Origin of the sequence: Ehrlichia ruminantium (genome assembly GCF_009728835.1) — a bacterium.
Taxonomy (GTDB): domain Bacteria; phylum Pseudomonadota; class Alphaproteobacteria; order Rickettsiales; family Anaplasmataceae; genus Ehrlichia; species Ehrlichia ruminantium_B.
Map to the genome: position 1 here is coordinate 379,048 of NZ_CP033455.1, position 23,279 is coordinate 402,326.

General features: G+C 27.2%; 14 protein-coding genes. 4 read left to right on the plus strand and 10 right to left on the minus strand.

What is annotated here, in order from left to right; translation table 11 throughout:
* Window positions 1-382: 382 nt before the first annotated feature.
* The 5 genes from EDL80_RS01255 to EDL80_RS01275 all read right to left on the minus strand — a co-directional run bounded on the left by EDL80_RS01255 (window position 383) and on the right by EDL80_RS01275 (window position 8,764).
* Window positions 383-1,453 (minus strand): hypothetical protein, encoded by a 1,071-nt coding sequence (locus tag EDL80_RS01255; protein WP_158406400.1) that lies wholly within the window; start codon window positions 1,451-1,453, stop codon window positions 383-385.
* Between the two features lie 1,795 nt (window positions 1,454-3,248).
* On the minus strand, window positions 3,249-4,406 hold the full coding sequence (locus tag EDL80_RS01260) for a hypothetical protein (protein ID WP_158406401.1): 1,158 nt from the start codon (window positions 4,404-4,406) through the stop codon (window positions 3,249-3,251).
* A gap of 507 nt (window positions 4,407-4,913) precedes the next feature.
* Window positions 4,914-5,963, minus strand: coding sequence for a hypothetical protein (locus tag EDL80_RS01265; RefSeq protein ID WP_230957611.1), 1,050 nt, complete (start codon window positions 5,961-5,963; stop codon window positions 4,914-4,916).
* A 350-nt stretch (window positions 5,964-6,313) separates the two neighbouring features.
* Window positions 6,314-7,276 carry a hypothetical protein gene (locus EDL80_RS01270; protein WP_230957219.1) on the minus strand — a complete coding sequence of 321 codons (963 nt, stop codon included), beginning with the start codon at window positions 7,274-7,276 and terminating at the stop codon, window positions 6,314-6,316.
* A 438-nt stretch (window positions 7,277-7,714) separates the two neighbouring features.
* Complete coding sequence (locus tag EDL80_RS01275; RefSeq protein WP_230957220.1) at window positions 7,715-8,764, minus strand: hypothetical protein; 1,050 nt, start codon at window positions 8,762-8,764, stop codon at window positions 7,715-7,717.
* 747 nt (window positions 8,765-9,511) lie between these two features.
* Here EDL80_RS01275 and EDL80_RS01280 point away from each other — a divergent pair.
* The 4 genes from EDL80_RS01280 to EDL80_RS01295 all read left to right on the plus strand — a co-directional run bounded on the left by EDL80_RS01280 (window position 9,512) and on the right by EDL80_RS01295 (window position 14,650).
* Window positions 9,512-10,450, plus strand: coding sequence for a hypothetical protein (locus EDL80_RS01280; protein ID WP_158406404.1), 939 nt, complete (start codon window positions 9,512-9,514; stop codon window positions 10,448-10,450).
* A gap of 422 nt (window positions 10,451-10,872) precedes the next feature.
* Complete coding sequence (locus tag EDL80_RS01285; RefSeq protein WP_158406405.1) at window positions 10,873-11,808, plus strand: hypothetical protein; 936 nt, start codon at window positions 10,873-10,875, stop codon at window positions 11,806-11,808.
* A gap of 452 nt (window positions 11,809-12,260) precedes the next feature.
* Entirely contained in the window at window positions 12,261-13,244 is a 984-nt protein-coding gene (locus EDL80_RS01290) for a hypothetical protein (RefSeq protein ID WP_158406406.1), read from the plus strand.
* A 458-nt stretch (window positions 13,245-13,702) separates the two neighbouring features.
* Window positions 13,703-14,650 (plus strand): hypothetical protein, encoded by a 948-nt coding sequence (locus tag EDL80_RS01295; RefSeq protein WP_158407146.1) that lies wholly within the window; start codon window positions 13,703-13,705, stop codon window positions 14,648-14,650.
* A 512-nt stretch (window positions 14,651-15,162) separates the two neighbouring features.
* Here the strand turns inward: EDL80_RS01295 and EDL80_RS01300 are convergent.
* The 5 genes from EDL80_RS01300 to EDL80_RS01320 all read right to left on the minus strand — a co-directional run bounded on the left by EDL80_RS01300 (window position 15,163) and on the right by EDL80_RS01320 (window position 22,688).
* On the minus strand, window positions 15,163-16,479 hold the full coding sequence (locus EDL80_RS01300) for a hypothetical protein (protein ID WP_158406408.1): 1,317 nt from the start codon (window positions 16,477-16,479) through the stop codon (window positions 15,163-15,165).
* 45 nt (window positions 16,480-16,524) lie between these two features.
* Complete coding sequence (locus EDL80_RS01305; RefSeq protein WP_158406409.1) at window positions 16,525-17,526, minus strand: hypothetical protein; 1,002 nt, start codon at window positions 17,524-17,526, stop codon at window positions 16,525-16,527.
* 337 nt (window positions 17,527-17,863) lie between these two features.
* Window positions 17,864-19,783 (minus strand): ATP-dependent helicase, encoded by a 1,920-nt coding sequence (locus EDL80_RS01310; protein WP_158406410.1) that lies wholly within the window; start codon window positions 19,781-19,783, stop codon window positions 17,864-17,866.
* A gap of 599 nt (window positions 19,784-20,382) precedes the next feature.
* Window positions 20,383-21,447: a hypothetical protein gene (locus tag EDL80_RS01315; RefSeq protein ID WP_158406411.1), complete on the minus strand. Its 1,065-nt coding sequence runs from the start codon at window positions 21,445-21,447 to the stop codon at window positions 20,383-20,385.
* Between the two features lie 299 nt (window positions 21,448-21,746).
* Window positions 21,747-22,688 (minus strand): hypothetical protein, encoded by a 942-nt coding sequence (locus EDL80_RS01320; protein WP_158406412.1) that lies wholly within the window; start codon window positions 22,686-22,688, stop codon window positions 21,747-21,749.
* Window positions 22,689-23,279: the final 591 nt, after the last annotated feature.

A 23,279-nucleotide genomic window follows, 5' to 3' on the forward strand; every position in this document is an offset into this window, starting at 1 on the left:
GGTTTATGGTATTTACTGTAAATGATCAATTTTTGCTTTTTATGTAGAAAGTTGTAAATATTGGTATATTGCTTGTGTTTTTTTTCTGAATATATATTAATTTATATACATCATTATCAACTTATTGTGGTTGTAGTATACTTGTGATATTAATCAAATATGTTTACTATAGATCAGAAATTCTTACTTATTATATAGAAATGGTTCTTAGTGTATGTCTAGTTAGTGTGTTTTGTGTGTATTGATTATATAAGTATGTACTGATCAGCTTATTGTGTGGTAATATATTTTTGATATTGGCCAAAATTATTTACTATAGTAAGAATTTTGCATTTTTATGTGGGGTATTGTATCTTGTATAACTAAATAAAATATATATGTATTAATGTTGTCTTGTGCTTTTTTCTGGGTTAGATGAGATGCTAGTATTGTACATTGTAGGTATCTCCTGTGGGGATTGTTCTATGGGTGTGATATTTTGAATTGTAAAATCTGGTAAAGGATATATTAATTTAGTTAAGTTTTCTGATACTTGATGTAGCGTTGTTTTATGGAAAGCACGTGATATTGTTTTATTAGATCTGTAAAAGATATTTAAAAAAGACCTTATATTTGAATTGGATGTCTTAGTAAGATTTAGTACAACTTTTCCTTGTGAGTATTGCAGGGTTTGATTTTTATCTTCTGATAATGATATTGAAAAAGTTATTTCTGCTGTTATTGGATATATTTTAGGTTTTTTACCTGTTGTTATTAATGATCTTTCAAATTTTACATCAATTGAAAATTGATTTGGTGTTTCGCTGTTGTAAATTATTTTAATTTGTGGGCGAAGTGCAGTATTTATTAGTTTATATCTTGAATTGTTATGTACTGTATTATTTAGTATTTCAGATAATGCATTAGTGTAACTTATGGTATGAGTGTAATTTATCATGTGGTGTATTAATTTTAAATCTGGTGTATGTTTTGTTGATGTACTAAAAATTTTTTCAAGAGATGCTCCTAATATAGCTCTATCTGATAAACAAAAGTAGGAGTTATAGACCTGTGGTAGTGTTTCTAGGTATTGTATATGTTTTCTTATTGGTATATCATCTTCTGTACTTTGATGGTAGTTGTTTAATTGTGTTATCGCATTATCTTGTATAACTTGCTGATTTATGTACAAACTTAACTTACCAGTATGAGGACTATTTGTCTTTTGTATTGTAGTATCTGCTGAAGATAATATTTTTGATAAATTGCTTTTTGATAGGCCTGGTATATGTTGGGTATCTGCTGGAATTTTTTTAGTATGTGTTTTGCTTAAGTATTTTCTATGAATAAATGATATAAGATAAAGAATTGTACAAATAGTAACTAGTGTACTTAGTAAAGTAATTAATATCCATATTGTTAGCAAGCATATATGATTTGTGTTTTTATTAAACTGTAGAACTAGATCAAACATGTTAATGCTAAGATTAATGTTAAGTCTATAATTAAGTATTTACTAAATATAGTAAATTTGTTAATTATTGTGTCATTTTTTATTAAAATAGTCAATTAATATTATGCAAATTTGTGTTCAGTTATATTAATACAGTAGCATGTAAATATTGTGGTAGTAAAATTATTGTAAATATACTATGGTATTAGTTCTAATTGATAGTGCAATTAAAAAGTATATTTATTATTTTATAGATTGGTTGTTGTAGATTATTTATAATAGAGTACTTTAATAATAAATTTATAATTGTTAATGAAATTTCTACAAATATAGTCAAAAATTATCGGCACGTTCCACAATGCAGCTAAAATAAATACACTTAACGTGTGTATATTGATAGTATTATGTTTGGGAGTTAGTTTATTTAATATTCTAATGAGCTATGGAATAGTGGATTATTTTTTAGTGTTATATACATAGTAATCATAAATAATGAAATATCTTTTTGTTTATTTGTGTGAAGTCTTAATGTGATAAAAAATAAAAAGATCACTTATATAAAATTAATAATTAATATTATGTATGTTTAAATACTGCAAATCATGATCAAGTATCGTCTATAGTTCTTGAATATGTCTTGATTTTTTAGTTATTGTAGCGCTACAAAGTTCTTGTGTTATTTCTTAATAGGTTACGGTGTAATATTGGCTGTAAGCATTGATGATATTAAAGTCTTAATGTGATAAAAAACAAAAAGATCACTTATATAAAATTAATAATTAATATTATGTATGTTTAAATACTGCAAATCATGATCAAGTATCGTCTATAGTTCTTGAATATGTCTTGATTTTTTAGTTATTGTAGCGCTACAAAGTTCTTGTATTATTTCTTAATAGGTTACGGTGTAATATTGGCTGGTAAGCATTGATGATATTAAGGTCTTAATGTGATAAAAAAACAAAAAGATCACTTATATAAAATTAATAATTAATATTATGTATGTTTAAATACTGCAAATCATGATCAAGTATCGTCTTATAGTTCTTGAATATGTCTTGATTTTTTAGTTATTGTAGCACTACAAAGTTCTTGTATTATTTCTTAATAGGTTACGGTATGATATTACTTAATAAACATTAGTAATATTAATACAATGTGTATTTTTTGATTAATGGTGCCCTCCCTAATAGGGCTTTTGTTATATACAATATTATAGTGAAGGTGAAACTAAAAATTTAATTACTATATTTTAAATTGATTTTGTAATTATTATGGTAGTGTTAGTCTAAGAATTGTATAGTAGTTTAATGAGGGTAATAGCACATTTTATTGTTGTACTTATAAAGGTGGATTTTCTGTCTATAAAATGAAAAACTACTTAATTTAGATATTAGACATTTGTACCTGTGTTGTATTTAGAATATAAGTTATTATTTTGGTAATGTTATCCTTTGATGGGAAGTATTCATTATAAATTATGTAAATTTTGATATTTTTAGTTGTATATTTTATGCAAGAAACTATGGTTAGTTTTTTGTTGATATAAGAGTTTACTTTTATAAACATGTAGCTTTTGAAAAATTTAATCTATCAGCAGAGTTAACATCGTATATTTTATCTTAAAATTCTTACAGTGGTATAAAATGTTTTGTTTATAATATATCATGCATAAACTCATAGTGATGTTATGATAAGTTTAACATAATAAGCATTAATAGGGAATGTGAGAAATATTCTATAGTCAGTATTAAGAAAAAGATCAATCTAATGTTTCTTAGTGTGTATATAAGATGCTTTATGGTAAGTTATGTATTCACTTTTTTTTATGAGATGAGTTGCGAATAAAATGGGAAATACCATCCTTTTCAACTTGTAAATGTAATACTTGTCTTTGTTGTTCTTGGGGTATTGTTTTTGTTGTAGGGCTAGTGTTGTTTTGGGTAGATGTTCTATTTTTTGTAGTAGTATGTTCTTGTATTGTAGGTAACTGTACTGTTATCGGAGATGGAATCTTGTATTGCATAATGTACTGGTTATGATGATTTTGTTCGCTGAAAATAAGTATAGGATAGTTATGATTTTCTTGTGCAGATTCTATTAAATTTTGAACAATATCATATCCTTCTATATTAATATAGCGTTTCATATGTTGGGGGAAAGATAGTGTAAAATACATATTAGTGTATGAAATGTGACTATTATATGTTTGATTTTGTTGTAAAATATAGAAAGAGCATGTAGTGCTGATATTATAGCGTATGTTTGGATTAATACGATTGTAAATTAATATATCTGTCAATACCCTTACTCCGAGTTTATTAGGTGTGTTGGTTAGTAAAAATTCTGTTTTTTTGTCAGTTATTGTTATGTTATATGTTTGACTATCTTTTAATGTATTCATCAAGATACTGTATCCGAGCATTTCATATCCTGTCTTACAAAGCTGTATTACTAATTCATGTGTTATGCTTGGAGTAGGAGGAACAAACTTGTCAGATATAACTGTGCAAAAGATTGAAAATACTGCATCTAAAGATGTAGCTAAATTAATTTCATCTGTATATTTGTAAAGTTCTTGTACATTGGGTGTTGTATCTAATAGTTGTGATAGATAATGAATATGTTTGTTTTTTATAGAGTGTAGTAGTTTTATATAATCATTGTCTTGGTAATGTCTTTGTGATTTTTTCTCGAGTGTAGTAAAGTCTACTCCATTAATTAGAATATTTAAGTTGAGAAGATTGGTTCCTGTGTTTGTCTCTATAATATACTTACTTTTTTGGGATAGTATTTTCTTTATGTCATTCTTTGATAATGTATTTAAGTATGCTTTGAATGTTGCGATACTAAATTTGTACCTGATATTTTGATTGGCCAGTGATAGTAATGTGTAAAATAATATAACGCTTAATGTAATGATAATTGTTGATACTATTATAGTAGCAATGGTTATGTTAGTAATGTTATTCATAATCTATATAGAAATATTTACTAAATATATTAGTAATTTTAGTAAAATTATACATAATTTATCAAGATAGGTAAAGTATTTAGTAAATATTTATACTAAAGAGATGGGTTATAACTTTAACAAGTAAAAGTCACTTAAGTTTAATAGGTTTAAAAAGATAGTGTATTTATATAATATATTATATTGATAGCTCATGTTTTTTATCTTATTAGGAATTGATAGAAATTCTTTTATTATCATATAACTTAAAATGGTATTTCTATTTTTTTAATGGTGGATATTATAAGATTTATTTGATATTTATAACTACTGCTGGTTATTGATATGTAATTGTTTAACTTTTATGGTTATCACTTAAAGTGATAATACTATTATTTAATATTGTGTGGTATTGGTAAAACATTTATTGTTTGAAAATATATGTTTTACAATATCAAGTAGTTTTATAAGGTGAAGTTATATTATTGTGATGATAAATATATTCCTTATTATTTAATCAGTGTATTTTTATAACTTTGTTGTATTAATAATAGGATTATCTATATTACTTATATGTGTGTTATCTAGTATTCTAGGTGGAGGATTGTTTAATTGTGTTAAATCTAATGGTTTAGGATTTGGCATAGCATATTCAATTATATAATGGGAAGTCCTATTAATATTAGTTTGTCCTGTATAATTTAACGTAGCATAGCTTAAATCTGTAGGCAGAGGATTGGTTGCCATTTCTATAGCAGTTCTTTTTTTATTAGTAATATGCTCTTTTATTTTGTTAGGAAGGGTCAGTGAAAACAATGTTTGAGTATATGATAGTTTGTTATTTTGTAGTAGTATACAAAAGGATAATTTAGTGTTAAAAGTATACTTTTTTTTAGGATTTGTAATTTCACATATCGATATATTACTTGTAATTTCGAACACTGTTTCGTATTGACTAGATGGAATTATGCGTATTTTTTTGCTATGATTTGATATATAATAAGTTGGTTGTTTATCTGGATTTAAAATATTATTTAGGATGTTATCTGTAAAACCTGTGTACCCTATATGGTATATTACTTCTTGTATTGTTTGTGGAGCAAGTATTAGATTTGATTTCAATTTTGTTATTGTTTTTTCAAAGGCTGCACCTAAGATTATTCTGTCTTTGTATGTGCGAAATAGCTCTTCAGGAGATGTGGTTTTAAAATGTTGTGAAAAGTATCTCAAATGTTTTGCTATGGTTGGATTAGACATATCTTGTGATTGATAATGTTCTAATTGTTGTGTTAGTTCCTCTTTAAATTGGGTATTGTTTGTTGAAGGTATATCAATAGATAAATTATTAATATTGCTAAGTGCTCTCTGTCCTGTAGTTACTTGATCTTTTATGTTATCTGGTGGATATAGCATATTTTGTATAACATCGTGTGAGAGGTGTTTGAAATGGGAACTGAAAATGATTTTTTTGGTGTTTTGCTCAGTGTATTTTATGTGCAGTAGTAGTAGAGCAGAGAATAGTACTAGTAATCCTAGTACTGCTATTACTAGTATTCCAATAGTTGTGGTATGATTCATTATATGTTACAAGTTTTTTATTTAATATAATTATATAAAATTATTTTAAATAATATTAAGATATTTATTTAAATTATTTATATATTGTGTACTATATTGTTAATTTAATATTTTTAGTAGTTTTTATTATTTTTTTGGTATATATTATATTGGTGATTGCAGTATATTTGTAACCATATAATTAATTTATGAGGGTGTGCTTATATTTTATTTAAATGTAGTGTTAAACAAGTATTATCAGTATTTCTAAGGATATATGATATTTACGTAGGACAGTTATTGGTTAGGAAAAGTATGAAGGTGAATAATATTTGGTGACATAAATTATTTATAATTATAAAGATACCCTTTTAAATGGGGGTAGTATTGTGTGAGAATGTATGTAGGTTATGTAGTGTTTGGTTATTTAATGAACTAAATGTGGGATTTGGTAGTTTATAACCGATATAACAATACTTGGAGTCTTGTTGATTTACACTAAGTTTATTGTCATTAAATATCATGGTAGCACAGTTATAGGTGCTATTTGTTTCTGTTATATCTGTAGGTTGTTTTGTCGTTATATAATCTGTGATGTTATTGGGGATGCCTATAATCAGCTTTATATCTGTGTATAGTGCTGAACTTAGGGTTGGTGTTATCTCTGTCAATGATAAGTTAAATGTAATACATGTTTTTATTTTGCTATTGTGAATATGGGTATTTTCAGCGGATATGAGTATATCTGTGTTAATCGATATCTGGATTTTGTGACTATTGATAACAGTAAAATGTATAACATTACTAGTAATGTCTGTATTTTCAAGTTGATATCCTTGGCTATTTAATATTTGCTTTAAGAACTTGTATCCTAGCTTTTCATAACCTTGACTATGTAGATGGTTTACTATTTCATATGTTATACTAGGATCAGGTTTAATCTTACTGTAATACTTAAAAAGTTCATCAAGCATTGCAGATGCAATAATTCTCTGGGAGTACATTTTGTAGCATTTATGAAAAGGTCTTATGTTTAATAGATCTGATATATATTGCGTATGTCTCATCAATTGTACACTTGATTGATTTTGTAGGGTATAATTTTTCAATTTTGCTTGTATAAATTCTTTGGCAATTATTCCCCCATTATGTAACCTAATTTGTAGATTAGTTAGATTCTCAAAAGAGTGAGTTGCTGTTAATGTATCTTGATTTATGTCATCTGATGTAGAAAAAATAATAGATGTAGTCTTTTGTGATAAATTTGTTAGGTGTGTATTAAAGATTATTTTTTTGCTAGGTAAATATTTGTACCGTCTTATTATAAAATACATTATTACGATAAAAGATATGACTAGTGTTGCAATAACAAAAGTAGTAAATGAGCGGGTCATTATGTATGTTAATTTAATGCTTTGTGTAAAAATGTTGTGTTATTATAGCATAAAGAATTGTTAATATATCATTTAATTTTATAATATATATTAATAAACAATTTTAGATTTTTGTGTAAGGTGTGATAAGCTAAGTCTATAGTTGGATAGGATAAGAAGTTAGGTTATTATTATGTGTCTAATTTTTACTATCCTGTTTAAATCTTAATATACTTTGTTTAGTATTTTAATATACCAGGATTCCATTTTTAGTATTATGTTGTGTGGTTTTAATAGAGTAACTATTTAATAAGGTAATAGTTATTTATAGAAAAATACGAATTATATTATTATATCTTTTAAGTAGAATTATTTTTTACAAGAATCATGTGTTTTATACTAAAAAGGTAGAGAATTACTAATGTTTAAAGTTGATATTTCATACTCAGAGTATGTAATGTCATTATTGGTCAATGATAGTAAATTGGAAGATTGTAATTTTGGAAAATCGTATAGAAAGTATGTTCTACCATTATATGTATCTATTTCACTTAATATAGCATGAGTTTTATTTGATTTTTTTATAAAGTTTCTGCAATGTGTTTTTGTGGTATATCTTTTTAAATTATTAGGTATACTGAGTTCAAAGCTTATATTGTTGTATAATATACTGTCGTCTTGTGACTCTGCATCTAAAGTAAATCTTAATGATGAAATTATATTTGACGTTTCTTGATCTAGGGTCAAATACTTTTGTTGTGTTTCTGATATGGGTAACTCTTCTGTAATAGTACATATCATAGTATTACTGTTTTGTGGTGTAAATAGTATCGTGTCTAATGATATTTGGATGTTACGATGCTTTTGTTCTATGAGGAATGGGTTGTCTTCTAAATTGAGTATATTACTTGATATTTGTTTAGGAACATTAAGGTAGTTGAGTTTATTACACCGTGTTATTATTTCATGTATAATTTTTGGATTAGGTTTAGGGTTAGGTATATTATTAGTTGTTTTATGTGTATATTCGGATATCAGATCTTCAAGTACTAATGCTAAACTGATTCTATCAAAAAAAATCTCTCTAGTCTGTTTGTGTGTTATCTTGCATTTGTTTGATATGTATTCTATATGATATAACATACGTTGTGGTATATCGTAGGCATTTCTGTAATTGTTATACTTGTTGAGTTTTGCTTCTATATCATTAGTGTCTATTTCATGACCATTTATTTCAATATTGATCTTTTGAATATCTTTTAATGTTTGAAATCCTGTTTTTATTGAGTTACTTACTTTTTGGGGTATTAAGGTTTCTTGTAACCCTTTTACAGAAGGACATCTTAAGTGTTTTTTAAAAAAATGACTATTATGAATATGATTAAGTACACTGTACAAGGCTATAATTGGTATTAACAGTATTGGCAATATAGAAAGTATAGCAAACATTATGATTTTCAGAATGACAAAAGTGTTGGTTATTTTATTGTAACAAATTGATAGCATTTTTTATTGTACTAAATTGATATGATTCAATTATATTAAAATAACGCAGTAAATAGTATATAAATTAAATATTAATATTAATTTCTTATTAAATAATCATAACTGATAGTGAATAAAATATCAATACAGTACGTAATATCTTGTTATATAACTTTACAAATTATAGATAGGATTTTTACATCAATTAATTGTTTTTGCTTGAAAATATTTAAATTTAATAATATGTAGGTTAGTTAATAGTTTTATATAATAATTGATGTAATTGTTAAGACCCTACAGTTGAGGGTTTATTATGTATCTTAATAATACTGCCAATATGATAATAATATTTTAATCGATATCTATTTTGTTTACACGAGTTTGTACAACAACGATTTTTACAACTTAGCATATAAAAATTTATTGTTGTATTGTAAACGTATGAGCATGTGACAATTTCTAATATTGGTATATTTGTATTCATATAGAGGATATGTTGTTTCTAGAGTACACTATTGGTTCATGGCTAGTGGTGTATATATACTAAGATGGTAATTATAGTATGAAAAATGTTTTTCAACTTTAGAGAATATAGGATATCAACTACTTAAATTGTTAATCAATATTATCAAATAAATCTTAATTAAGACTTTTATTTTTTATGCTATATCATATATAATTTTTTTAATAATTATTTAATGGAAGTAAACAATGGATGTAACAGTTTTAGAGATGGTAAAAAAATATGGTATGATGGCTCTGGTATTAATAGTGATGGTTCTTGTATTAGCTGTGATAGTGATAGTGTGTATACGAAATGCAGGGAAGCTAGAATTATTGTCAAATAAATTATCAGTAATGGTTAGTATAGCAGATACTACTATAAGAGAGGAAGAAGATTATAGTCAAAAAATCTGTTGTATTGTTGATGGTATTGAAATTAGAAAGGAATTTATGCAAAACTTGGCTTATTATAAAGAGGTGCCAGATGATATATTAGTCAAAAAACATCTAGAATATTTAAAAACTAGTGCGGGCTATAGTTCGCATGATGAGAATAAGATGATAAGAAGAGCTATGATGGGTGCAGCTTTTGAAAAGATTGTGAGAAAAAATACTTTTAGTCCAAATCTTTGCTTAATACATCATGTGATAAGTTATCTTTATTCTATAGGTTATGAAGATTTATTGGTGCATTTAGTAAATGAGGTACTAAAATATAAAAGATCTACATGGTGTAGTAATGTGAAGTATGTATCAAATATTCGTCCTGGGAACGGTGTTACACTTACTATTAAATATGATAGTAGAGTATTGAGTAATCAGTGTTGTATTAAAGTAGACATGTACAGTGAGGATTTTTTGAATTGCAATAGTGAATTGGAGTTGAAAAGAACATCATTCTCAACCATGAAATTATTTATATCGCCTACACTAAGTGATGATCAATTTTTAACATATAGATCAAAAAAAGGTCTTACATCCTTAGTTTGGGATTTTTTACGTAGAAGGTTAGGACTTGTATCTCAAGTAAGATGTGAGAGTATTATACCAGAGTTCTTTGTAGACCACGTATTGATGCGCACACTTAATAATGTATGTTTGTCAGATGTTGTTAAATGTCAAGATGTTGGTATAGTGGAAACCTAATATATGTAGGTATTAATCGGAATTTTAATAAAAAATATACGATATTTTTACTAATAATTATAGATTATTAATCAATATGAATATATTACTATTAAACTCAATATTAACTTAATTGTAAATACCAAGTATTTACATAAATACAAAATGTAAATTTATAGTGTATTTATCATATTATAAAAACATTGTGTGTAAAGATCTGTATTATTTTTAAGGAAAATATAAGTTATTCATGAATTCTATATAATAACATGAACTATACCAGATGAGCTAATATACATGTAAAAAATACTATACACAGCATAAAATTGTATACATTATTTAAGATTATTAATAAATATTGTTAAATAAATTTTTAAAGTAAATATCTTTTTATTACTTAATAAATATTATACAATATTAATATTGTTTAATATAGGTAAATAATGGGTGTGATAGGTACAAATAAAATATTGTATGGCTTGCTTATTTTTAGTGGGATCGTACTAATGATCGTTTTGATTGCTATGATAGTATTACTAAGATTGCATAAGAAGAGAATGAAATTGTTGGGAGATGGATTATCATCAATAATTGATGGGGCAAATACTACTATTAAAGCCGAAAGGGATTATAGTAATAGCATTTGTTTGATGGTTAATGATGTTGACATGAGAAAACAATTTATGGAGATGTTTGATTATTATGAACAGAACCAAGATGATGTATTAATAGAACAACATCTAGCATATTTACGGACTAATAAAGCATATAGTAGTAACAATGATAGTGATAATGTAAAAAGGGCTATAATGGGTGCAGCTTTTCAAAGTATGATTCAAAAAGTTAGTACGAAAACACTAGATTTATCTTTGATACATCATGTGATAAGCTACCTTTATTCTGAGGGTTATCAGGATTTGTTAGTAAAGTTTGTAAATCGTGTTATACAACATGAACTATCTACAATATATAAATTTATACGTATACCTGTCTATAGTTATCATGTTGATAGAGAGAGCATAAAGCTCACTATTAAGTATGATACTAAAATGCGACAAAATCAGGTTAGTTTGGAAGTGCTAGTTCAGAATAATGATTCTATATCAGAGTTGGGTAGTGAGCATTGTATTCGATACTTATATTCAGATATAAATTTATCAGTATTACCTGTGGGACGTAATAATCAAGCGTTACAATATAAGTCATGCACAGGCATGAATTCTGTGGTTAAAGACAGTGCTTTTCTGTATAACATGATACATGGAACTAGAATTCCAACATTTTGTGTTGGTAAAGAAGAGACGCCTTCTAGGCGTGTGAGTAGTATGTTACGATCTAGTGTTGTTGACGATAGACATATTGCTGAAACTGCACTTTAAATATTATTGTGTGATAATCAGCAAAGATTTTATATTAAAATTTTTTATGTTTATTTATAAAGTTTTGCTCAATATTATTTGTGTATTCCTTTTAAATATTTGCAAGATTGGTGTTGATTTAAGATAAATATGAATTGAGACTGTGCTTTTTTCTGTGTTATCAAAGCATATATATACAATTTATGTTTAATCATTGGATTATGTTGTACTTAGAAAAGTATAGTTTCTGAAAAACGAGTATAATTATTAATTCATTTTATATAATAGCATAAGCTGTGTGAGATAAGGTTGTAATGCTATAAAGAATATTGTGCAATTTCATGTAGTTATAGGGCTTTAGGTATTATTTGAGGCTCTTAGTAAATATTAAGGTTAATTTTTTAATAAAATATTTTACTTTTTTAATATACTATGCTATACAACATTAATTATTATTTATTAGAACACAAACAATGGATGATTGGAAAATAGTATGTTTTACTATAGTGCTTGGTATCATGTTCCTAGCTCTTGTTATTTATTTAATAGTATATATTATATTGTATGGTGAAGAATTAACCTTGTTAGGAACTAGGTTATTAGACATGGTTGATTCAGCAGATACTGCTATTCATGGAACGCAGAGTTGTTTAGCTAATGGTACAACCTATTTTTTTATTAATGGTGAGGAGAAAAGTAAGCAGATCAGTTCTCAACTCAATGATTATCAAGAAAGGGGACAAGATGATTTATTAGTACTTAAGCATCTTAACTATCTAAAAACTAGTCAAAGATATAATAGTCACAGTCAACATGCTAAGATGAGCAGGGCTATGATTGGTGCAGCTATTGAAAGTATTATTATGCAAGGTACACAGGTGACACCAAGTATGAGTTTAATACACCATACTATAAGTTATCTGTATTCTCCAGGTTATGAATGTTTATTAATAAATATGATAAATGATGTAATACAATTGAAGCACAAAGCAATGGGGTATGAGCGTTTACAGTATCCTCTAGATATAAGTTGTCAAGTACTTAATGTAAGGTATGATACAACATTACCAAATCAACTTTCTATTGATGTAAGTCTTAGCAAGCGTATACCAATGGTGAATGGGGTGTGTTGTAAAAGGTATAGTAGTCGATTATTTTCAACTATGAATTTATTAATATCACCTGCAGAAAATAATGATGAGGTTTTAGAATATTCATCAAAAAAAGGTATCCGCTTTTCAATTACTAAGTATGATGAAAGAGGTCAAGTAATACATCCTAAAGAGATTTATATACATTGTATACCAGACTTTGATCATTTACCTAATATAAAGCAGCAAGTAGATCGGAGGGGTGTAGTATATACTGTGGCGAATCAAGTGACTCATGGGGAAAGATCTCCTCTTTTAGTTAGTGATGTAGAAGGAACAAGTACTGGATCTGGTCTGTATATGTGATAAAATGTGGCCGATATAAATACTTATATAGCTGCCAATGAAAACTTTATGCTAAGAATTAGTATAGTTATTACTCTTATATTTATAAAAATTTATTTCAATATCAAGGTATGTAGTGCTGTTATGGTATGAAATATTGATTCTAATACTTAACATGAATTGCATTTTTATTTTTAACTATTTTACATGTGGTGGTATGTAGCTTATAATAGTAATCGGTTCATGTTTTATATGGAATCTACAAACTTTTAGAATGTTTAAAGTATGTCCGTAATAAATATATTAAATATTAGAAAATAGTTATAGTATAAAAGTATTATATTGTTTTTGTTTTATTAATATAGAGTATAAGTATTATCCTAAATATTACAAGATAGAAATATTCTTTTATGATCTATTAATTTATTAATATTTATGTTATTATAGATACTTGTTATCATATTTGCTAATAAGTAAGAATGAGTTGTATAGGCTGTATATTATTATACTGCATTATGGTTATCCTGATTTTATTGGTTGTTGCTGTTTTTTTAAAATCCTATATTTTTCAAAGGCAAGGTAAATCACATTGTTCATTGCAAAGTAAGTTATCAAAAATAGTTAGTTCGGCGGATACTACTATGGGTGATATACAAATTTCTTATCAGGATAGGATTTCTTTTTATGTTAATGATATTAAGGTTGGGAAACAACTGATAGATAGATTTTATTATTATAAAAGAAGACCAGATCATAAATTGATGGAAAAGCATTTAAAATATGTAAAAGCTAGTAAGAGTTATAAATATAATAGTGAGCATGATAAAATTACGAGGGCTACAATGGGAGCAGCTCTTGAAAGTCTTATTGCAGAAAATGTAGAAAATAAGCCCAATATATGTTTAATACATCATACTATAAGCTATCTGTATGCTCAAGGTTATAAGAATTTGTTACTAAATATAATAGACAATTTAGTACAACAAGAAGAGTATATGGCAGTAGCGCAATCTTTACCATATTATTATAATGATAGAACTTCTACAGTAATGACTGTTAGAATATTGCCACACCTACTTTCTATTAATATAGAGCTTGATGATTTAGCGAAAAAGAAATCTATGAATGAAGAATATGACTATGCAGTTTACTCAAACATCGAGTTTTTTATATTGCCTACAAAATATAACAGCAAGATTTTACAGTATTGTTCAGTAGAAGGTCTTATGTCTATAATTACTAATTTTATGGGATGTCCTCGTGGGATACATAATGTTGTACAATGTAGTATGCCAATTTTTATTGTGAAAGAACGTAAACTTTCTAAAAGACAAGTATCTGATAGTATGCTTCCTGTACTTGATGTTGTTGGAAGAACAAATGTACAATATTTAGGAATGACGGGAAATAACCTATCAGTTATGTAATACTGTTACTTTTAGTTAATATAAGTTGTTTACTGCTATTGAATTCTAGAGAAGTAATGACAATTTAGTTAATTTGTAATAAAATGCCTGTTTCAACAATATAGATAGATTTTTTTTAGTAATATATACTAATAGATAATATTATCTACTAGTTGTGAAATAGTTGTATAATCTGTCAAAATATGTAGGAAATACTTGGTCACTTAAATTATACAGAGTTGATTAGTTATGAGACAATAGTAGCCTTTTATAAGATTTATGTGTTAAATTTGTATGTTATCAAGTATGTTTATAATATGTCATTAGTTTGTTAGTAGCAAATTTAGCAAGTATGTACATATTGTTTTTTCTGTTTAAATATTGGTATTAATTGACTATAAAAATAACTTAATTTATTACCTTGATTTGTTGTTGCAGATTTAGCATATAATTGCGCTCACAGAATAAAGTATACATATGTTTACTCTCTCTGTTTTTGAATATTGGCGTAGATTATTTATCGAAAATATAACTTATTTTGTTAAATTTGTTCTATTATGCTGAGTTATTAGTTTGAATTTAATATGTAATTTGGTAAATGGACTAACATTACCTTTTTGTGCTCTTTCTTGTGGTTGACTTGGAGTATTAGCATTTGCATAAGAAGATGTACTGCATATACTTGATTCAGAATGGGATTTAGCCTTTAACTTTACTGGTTGTATTTGATCTAAGTTTGGTGTGGACTGAGATTTAGATATTGGTTGTTTTGAGGTGGTGCTGATAGAGTAGGTACTAGATGATGAGCGTGAATTAGATCTAAATCTTGAAGATTCTGAGTTTTCTGTTGTTTGCAGGTCTGATATAGTGTCAGAACATGAAGCTTGAGAATCAGAAGTTTTGTGAACATTATGTTGGAAGGGTAATTTTGTTGTTGATAGATTTGATGTAGTAGAAGGATGTAAATTTTGTGCTTTATTGAAAGCTTGCCGAAAGTCAGATAAGTGTTTTTGTATTTGTTTTGGATGTCTTAATGCATGTAATGTGAAGCTTGATAAGTTGCATGTTATTTCTGATGAGTTTGTTTCGATTGTTTCTTGTATTTTAAATTTTGGTGTTGGTATATAAGTTTTTCTAGTAAAACATGCAGTAATTTTATGGAAAAAGTTCGTTATAGCTGTTTTGCAATTTATTTTAATAATATTCCACTTGCTTAAAATTTTATGTGAATGTACTTTGTGTGGTACGTTTATTGTTAACTTGATGTTATCATAATCAAAAGTGTGGTCAGGATTAGCTAGAATGGAAAAATCTATTTGTGTACCTATAGATAAAGAGGGGTCAGAATTATTATTTAAATGTATAGTTTCGCAAAATGAAATATGTACTAAATTGCTGCATTCGAAATTAAGGTGAAGAAAGTGATGACATTTTTTTGTCATAATTGAAGAATCTGGAATACACTCTGTAATTTTATCGAGTAGTTTATGAGTGATTGTAACATACCCTGTACTGCATAAACCTGATGGATTTAATATATTTATCAGTTCATCTAAGATCATAACGTTAGGCATTATGTTACTGGCTGCAAAACATAGCCTTGATAGTGCTTGTAAGAGAATAGCGCGTGTTTGATCTTTAAATTCTAAAGTTGGATTTGAATATTTTTTTAAATCCTCTTCTAGTTCTTTATTTATGTCAACGGCTATACCATTTACATGTGTTAATGAGAACTTATTACTTAATTGGTATAGAGTATTCCTTGAAGTTATTTCTTGGTGTGTTGTTCTTCGTATAAACTTAGAGAGATTTAGGTGTTGTGCACATGATAAAATATCTGGAATATTCATATGTTTAACTTATTGATAAGTATAGCAATTGTATTTGTTTAATCACTATGTTGATCGGCCCTCTCCTTGTCCTTCTGCTGAAAAACCAGTGACTTCTGATAAGTATGTTGTAGATCTAGGTAATACCTGATGTGGTTTTGGGGTATGTTGTGGTTCATTGACCTCAGTTTCTTGTTCCATAATTCGTAATCTTTGGAATGTCATTACAGTATTGCATACCATACCTCGTTGGTTGGTGAATATTGTTGATGTATTCTCAATGGTGGATTGGATATGGTGAAGTGTGACCGCATGTCTGCCAGCAATTAGTACACCGTCTTTTATTTTCCTAACACAATGCTTGATTCTAGACCAGAGATTTGATGTGATCATTGGTAGAGGTCTCACTAACTCTCTTTGAAGTGTTTGTGGTAGTGTTAGTGATACACAAGGATTGCGATATACCGCAATTCCAGAAACATAGGTACTAACCTTAAATGATAAACGTGCCTTTATACCATCATATAAATTCTGCTCTTGCTCTGTATTTTTGATATGTGCATCTTCGGTATACACTACATCTATAGTATCTTCTGATAGTATTGTAATGTTAGTCTGAAAATTATTAAGTACTGCAAAAAGATTTGAATGACGATTACTTGGTATATTCTGTATATCATTAACCATATCTGCCAGTACAGATGTATATAATGAACCATGTAAACATGCTTGGTGTGCGATAGTTATTATCTCATCTTTAAGTGTTGGCTTTATTTTTAATCCAGATTGCTCAAGAGTTACTGTGTCTAGTATCTTGTGTAAAGCTTCGCGGAAGTTAATGTTATTTATATTCTTTATATGATGTTGTTTTAAATATTGTTCAATTTTATTACTAAAGTCTATATGTTTGCCATTCACTAATATATTACTTCTAGGAAAGTCCAACCATGCTTGGTGTCCACTAGAACATTCTTTATATTGCGTGTTTCTTATCTTCTCTAATTTAAATGTTTGTAGTGCTTTTACACACTTAGGTATAGTAAATATGTTGCGGAGTCTATGTATCATAACAACTCTGTATAATATGTATTAAAGCGTGTAATTATATTACATAATAATAATTATAATATATTATAACAATTTAATTTTTAATAATTGATGAATATGTTGGATATTAATGTATATTGTTTAGTGTGAGATTGTTACTAAATAGTCTGTTTAGGCCATATTTATTGTATTCTAATAATATAGTATATTTTGATGTAACACTTGTAAGTATATGTTAAATAAGTTGAATTGTTATTAATATTTGTAAAGATGTATTGTATAGAAAGTTAATAATTATAATATGTGTAACAGGTAAATACAGCTTATAATTGGTAGAAAATTATAAACGTAAATTTAATTAATAATGACTTGATACGTTTTTAATGACTTGTACATGTTCTACAGGTAGTTCCTTTATAAAACGTGATATCTCCATTTGTTGACGCCAATTGTTTATATCTCTTACTGCTACGCATGATATGAATAACTGTTCCCGTGCTCTTGTAATTCCAACATATGCTAGTCTTCTTTCTTCTTCTAAAGCTTCTCCTGTTCTATCTTGTAAAGATTTCTCATGTGGAAACACTCCTTCTTCCCATCCTGGTAAAAAAACTACAGGAAATTCTAGGCCTTTTGCTGCATGTAGTGTCATGATACATGTATAATTGTTATCATAGTTTAATGTTTCTACTTCTGTCACAAGACTAATGTGTTCTAAAAATGCATTTATATCATTGAAGTTTAATAGTGCGGAAAACAATTCTTTTATATTTTCTATACGTGCTAGTCCACTTTCTCCTTCATTTTCTAGCATATCTATATATCCTGAATCGTATGCTATCATTTTTACAGTGTTTGATATTGAGTCTGATAACAAAGATTCTTTCCAAGAATTGATTTTGTTTAATAAGTTATTTAATGTTCGAGATGTCTTATCTGGTAACTGATTGTTTTCAATTAATATTTTTGTAGCATCCAAAAAATGAGTATTGTATTGTTTGGCACATGAATATATTTTGTTGAAAGTAGATGCTCCAACATTCCGTTTTGGCTTGTTAATGATTCTTTCAAAAGCAATGTCGTGTTGAGGATTTACAGTAATTTTTAAATATGCAATTATATCACGAATTTCTTGTCGATCATAAAATTTTGTGCTACCAATTATTTTATAGGGTATATTGTACTTAATGCAGTATTCCTCAAATATTCGAGTTTGGAATCCTGCTCTGACCAGAATTGCAGTTTCTTTAAATTGATAGTCGTGTAGGTTCTTTATATACTCACATATGTACTGAGCTTCTAATCTGCTGTCCCAGAACTTCATCAAACTAACTTTATTTCCCTCTTTATTTGTTGTCCATAATTTTTTTCCTAACCTGGATTTATTATTATTTATTATAGCTGTAGCAACTTCTAAGATGTTTGATGTTGATCTATAGTTACATTCTAAGCGTATAGTTTTTGCATTAGGAAAATCGTCTGAGAATTTTAATATATTCCCAACTTCTGCTCCTCGCCAGCTATATATTGATTGGTCATCATCTCCAACACAGCATAAGTTTTTATGTTTTTGTGCTAGTAATCTCAGCCATAGATATTGAATGGTATTGATGTCTTGATATTCGTCGACCATAATATATTTAAACTGCTCTTGATAATGTAATAGAATACTATGCTGTTTAGTAAATATTTCGATGTTGTGTAGCAGTAAATCACCAAAATCGGCACAGTTAAGAAATTTTAATCTGTCTTGATAAATGTGGTAGGTGCTTAATGCTATTGTATTAATTGGTTTACCTAGTTCTGTATCACTTATATTTGTAGGTAACAACCCTCTATCTTTCCATCTTTGTATTTTGTTTAAGATGATTTTATGAGCATCTGATGCATATTCAGGGTGCATGTCACTGACTATTGTTTTGATTACTTGTAGTTGATCATCTGTACTAATAATAGTGAAATCATTTTTTAGCCCAACTATTTCAGCATGTTGTCGAAGAATTTTTGCTGCTATTGCATGAAATGTGCCGAGCCATATGTTAGATGCAAAAGTTATCTCATTTATTCTTGAAAGCATTTCATTAGCAGCTTTATTAGTGAATGTTACAGCTAAGATTTGATTGGGAAGTGCGAAATTATTATTGAGAATATAAGCTATTCTTGAAGTAATAGTTCTGGTTTTACCTGTTCCTGCCCCAGCTAATATTAAAATTGGTCCATTGATATTGATAACAGCTTCCTTCTGATCCTCATTAAGAGCAGTAATATAGTCTTCCATAACGTAATAAGTTCATCATTATTGTTACCATGTAGTATGTTATATTTTAATAATACAGTCAAAAGAAGATCTTATATTTGAATTGAGTAGTAGATATTTATTATATGTAACAACTGGAGTCTATGTAATAGATGTGAAATGTTTATTAGGGTTAAAAAGATTGTTAAGTATAAACTTTATAAGAGAGCCTATTAGTATAATGGTTATTTATGATATTATCATTACCATGTAATTTGAATAATGTGGTAAAAGAAAGATCTAATTTGAATTGAATGACAATATTGTTTTTGTGTATAAACAATTAAGGTTTGTATTCAATCATTATTGGGATTTTAGCTTATAGTGTATAAGCCATTTATATTACTATTTAGTGGGTTTTTTTCAACCTTACTTTTGTAAATTAAGTGTATTAGAAATTGTGAATAGTTAACTAGATAGTAGTATTCCAATATTTTTTACTAGATATTTAGATAGTTTTTCTACGTAACTGTCTTTAATTTGACTTTATTAAGTGTGTTATTACAGTTTTTTATTAGATTGACTATTGTATCTTGTAATACTAAGTGACACTTTAATAATACAAAAGTAAGGTTTTATATTTATGTCATTGAATGAAGAGGTGTGTCTCTATTGTATAGTATAGTAGCAGTTGTTATTGTATCAAGCTTAGGTATATTGTCATGCATTTGTTCTGCAGAGTGTGTATAAACAGTAAAATTTGGTAGAACGGATGTATTGCTAGTTTCTTGTTGTTCAGTGTTTAATACTGTTATATTTGATATACTTGGTATAGATGGTATTTCTTCTGGTTCTGTTATTGGAGTATATCGCATTTCAGTGTTAGATCGTTGAGTATTTGGTATTTGTTCATTTAATGTGTTGTAATGGATATACGATACTTTACCTTCTGAGTAATCCAATAATTTAGGATCATCTGTTGATTGTGATACTAGTAAACGCATATCTCCAGTAAATGTAGAGTGAAATGTATTATTTTGTGCTGTGAGTAACTTTTTGTAAAACTTTGCATCGATAGAAAATTGTTGTGGTGAATTAGTTGTATAATGTAGTGTAATTTGTGGTGATAAGCTAAGGTTTTCTACTGTGTATTTTTCTTTGTTAGGTATTCCTTGATTTATCATATGCGATAGTAAATGCATATAACTTTTAGTATACATATGGTTTATCATGTGATGTATTAATCCTGTGTCAGGTGTATTATCTGGATCATGTTTTAACAGAATACTTTCAATGGATGCTCCTAATATAGCTCTGTTAATGTTGTCAGGGCTATTATCAGTTCTATTTTTTTGTAAATATTCTATATGTTTTTTAACTAATGGGTGATTTTCTCCATCTTTTTTTAATGCCTCATATTTTGATTTTATTACTGGAGCAGTAATTATAGTTCCATCAATATTCAGGATGACCTTATGGTTATAGGGGCTGTTTATTTCCTGTAGTTTAGTATCTGCGGAATTAAACATTTCTGATAAATTATCTTCTGATAAATTAGGAATAGTTGTGGTAGGTATTTCATTATTGATTGTATATGCACTTCTTTTTGATAAAATACATTTAATCATGATAGCAATTAATATACTAGCTGTCATGAACATTCCTAACGCAGTAGCTACTAGGATTGAAATTTCCAAATTACCCATTTCTTTTTCTTTTTTAAAGTTAATATATTAATAATTATATTAATATAAAGGTTAATAAACTAATATATTCTCAGTAAAAAACTTATGTTTTTATTTTTTGTAATATTTTATTAATAAATTTAAAATAATACTTGATGTAGTTAGAATTATTACCTCTTATTAATTACTTAATTAATACTAAGGTAGATATATTTATAAGAATTATGACATTGATTATAATATAGTATATGATATTTCCTAATTTTTACACAAAAGTTTTCTTTAAATTATAGTCACCTTTTGTGATAGTAAATTTACTATTATGTAATTGCTCTAACTTCTGTTTCTTTACTGTTTGTAATTGTGTCAAATACAGGTATATTAACGGTTTGTTGTGCAGAGTGAGCATTAACTGTGAAGCTTGGTATAGTAAATTTTAGCATGGACTTGTGACCCCATAATTCTACATTGTCTAATACATTGTTACTATGTATTAGTACTTCTCCTTGTGAATATTGCAAAACTTCGGGTGTATCTTTTAATTGTGATATTGAAAAATGTATATGCCCGGTAAACGAATAAGGCATATATGCCCTATCTTTTCTTATTATCTTTTGATCGAATTCTATGTCAACAGCAAATTCTTCTTGTGTTCTACTATAATATTGTAATGTAATTGCTGGTTTAGAGGTATGTATTTCTTTTATTGGATGTTTTTCTTTAATAGGTATTGCCTGATTTATTATATCAGATAGTAAGTTGATGTAACTGCTGCTGTAAATATAGTTTATCATATGATGTATTAAAGGCATGTTGGGTACCTTATCCTTGTCTAAAAACTCTGTTAAAAAGATGCTATGAAGTGATGCTCCTAATATAGCTCTGCTATGATTGTCAGGGTCATTATCGTTTCTACTTTTATTTAAATATTCTATATGTTGTTTAGTCAAGTAATGATCTAGTGATTGTATTTTTTGTTCATCATATGTTGATTCTATTCTTGTTTCGTCAATAGTAGACTTATCAACTAGTATATTCACTTTAGAATATAGACTGTCTAGCTTGTGTAATTTGGTATTTGCTGAGTCGAACATTTGTGATAAATCATTTTCTGATAAACCTGGTATATTTTTACTGGATGTGACTTGATTTTTTGTTTTACTAAATATAATGTGCCGTATTAATACAGTAATTAAAGCTACTAGTATACCATATATTATACATCCCAGTAAGAATGCTAATGCTATATTTGATGGGTGCATTTCCTTATCCTTTGTAAGTAATAATGACAACCATGAATATTAGCATAAAAATTAATAAATTAGTAGATATTTTTAGGATTTTTACTTATTATCTATTTTTTATAATACTTTTAATTAATAATTTAAGAATAATATATGAAGTTTTATTTCATAGAGGTGAGAATGTTATTGGTACTTATAATTTTGCATATCTAGCTGTAGGTTTTAATAGGATAAGTGGTTGTAATACTAAGGATTATTGTAAATCAATTGATATGGTGGATATAATGTTAAAATATTGATTCTTTAAAAAAAGAAGTGTACTACTGGTACTTTTTTTATCATACATTTGTATGTTGCTATTATCAAGTGATGGTTAGGGTTTGATTTCTCCATTATTAGGTATATAGCTAAATTATTGTATGATATATAAAGTAAAGATAATGTGATTGGGTATGGAACTTGTAGATAAGTATGCAATTTGATGATGTATTTATGCAGTAAAAATGATTTTTATATGATAGTAAAATTATAAAATGGATATTGAAATAGTAGTAAAAATAATGTTTAGGAATCAACTAAATTAAGGAGAAAAAATTTATTAATATTGTT

Coding starts and splice junctions, on each gene's coding strand:
- EDL80_RS01285 (WP_158406405.1), top strand. CDS start 10,873: ATGGGTGTGATAGGTACAAATAAAATATTGTATGGCTTGCTTATTTTT.
- EDL80_RS01270 (WP_230957219.1), bottom strand. CDS start 7,276: ATGTATTTTATAATAAGACGGTACAAATATTTACCTAGCAAAAAAATA.
- EDL80_RS01315 (WP_158406411.1), bottom strand. CDS start 21,447: ATGGGTAATTTGGAAATTTCAATCCTAGTAGCTACTGCGTTAGGAATG.
- EDL80_RS01265 (WP_230957611.1), bottom strand. CDS start 5,963: ATGAATCATACCACAACTATTGGAATACTAGTAATAGCAGTACTAGGA.
- EDL80_RS01275 (WP_230957220.1), bottom strand. CDS start 8,764: ATGTTTGCTATACTTTCTATATTGCCAATACTGTTAATACCAATTATA.
- EDL80_RS01320 (WP_158406412.1), bottom strand. CDS start 22,688: ATGCACCCATCAAATATAGCATTAGCATTCTTACTGGGATGTATAATA.
- EDL80_RS01300 (WP_158406408.1), bottom strand. CDS start 16,479: ATGAATATTCCAGATATTTTATCATGTGCACAACACCTAAATCTCTCT.
- EDL80_RS01280 (WP_158406404.1), top strand. CDS start 9,512: ATGGATGTAACAGTTTTAGAGATGGTAAAAAAATATGGTATGATGGCT.
- EDL80_RS01255 (WP_158406400.1), bottom strand. CDS start 1,453: ATGTTTGATCTAGTTCTACAGTTTAATAAAAACACAAATCATATATGC.
- EDL80_RS01290 (WP_158406406.1), top strand. CDS start 12,261: ATGGATGATTGGAAAATAGTATGTTTTACTATAGTGCTTGGTATCATG.
- EDL80_RS01310 (WP_158406410.1), bottom strand. CDS start 19,783: ATGGAAGACTATATTACTGCTCTTAATGAGGATCAGAAGGAAGCTGTT.
- EDL80_RS01295 (WP_158407146.1), top strand. CDS start 13,703: ATGAGTTGTATAGGCTGTATATTATTATACTGCATTATGGTTATCCTG.
- EDL80_RS01260 (WP_158406401.1), bottom strand. CDS start 4,406: ATGAATAACATTACTAACATAACCATTGCTACTATAATAGTATCAACA.
- EDL80_RS01305 (WP_158406409.1), bottom strand. CDS start 17,526: ATGATACATAGACTCCGCAACATATTTACTATACCTAAGTGTGTAAAA.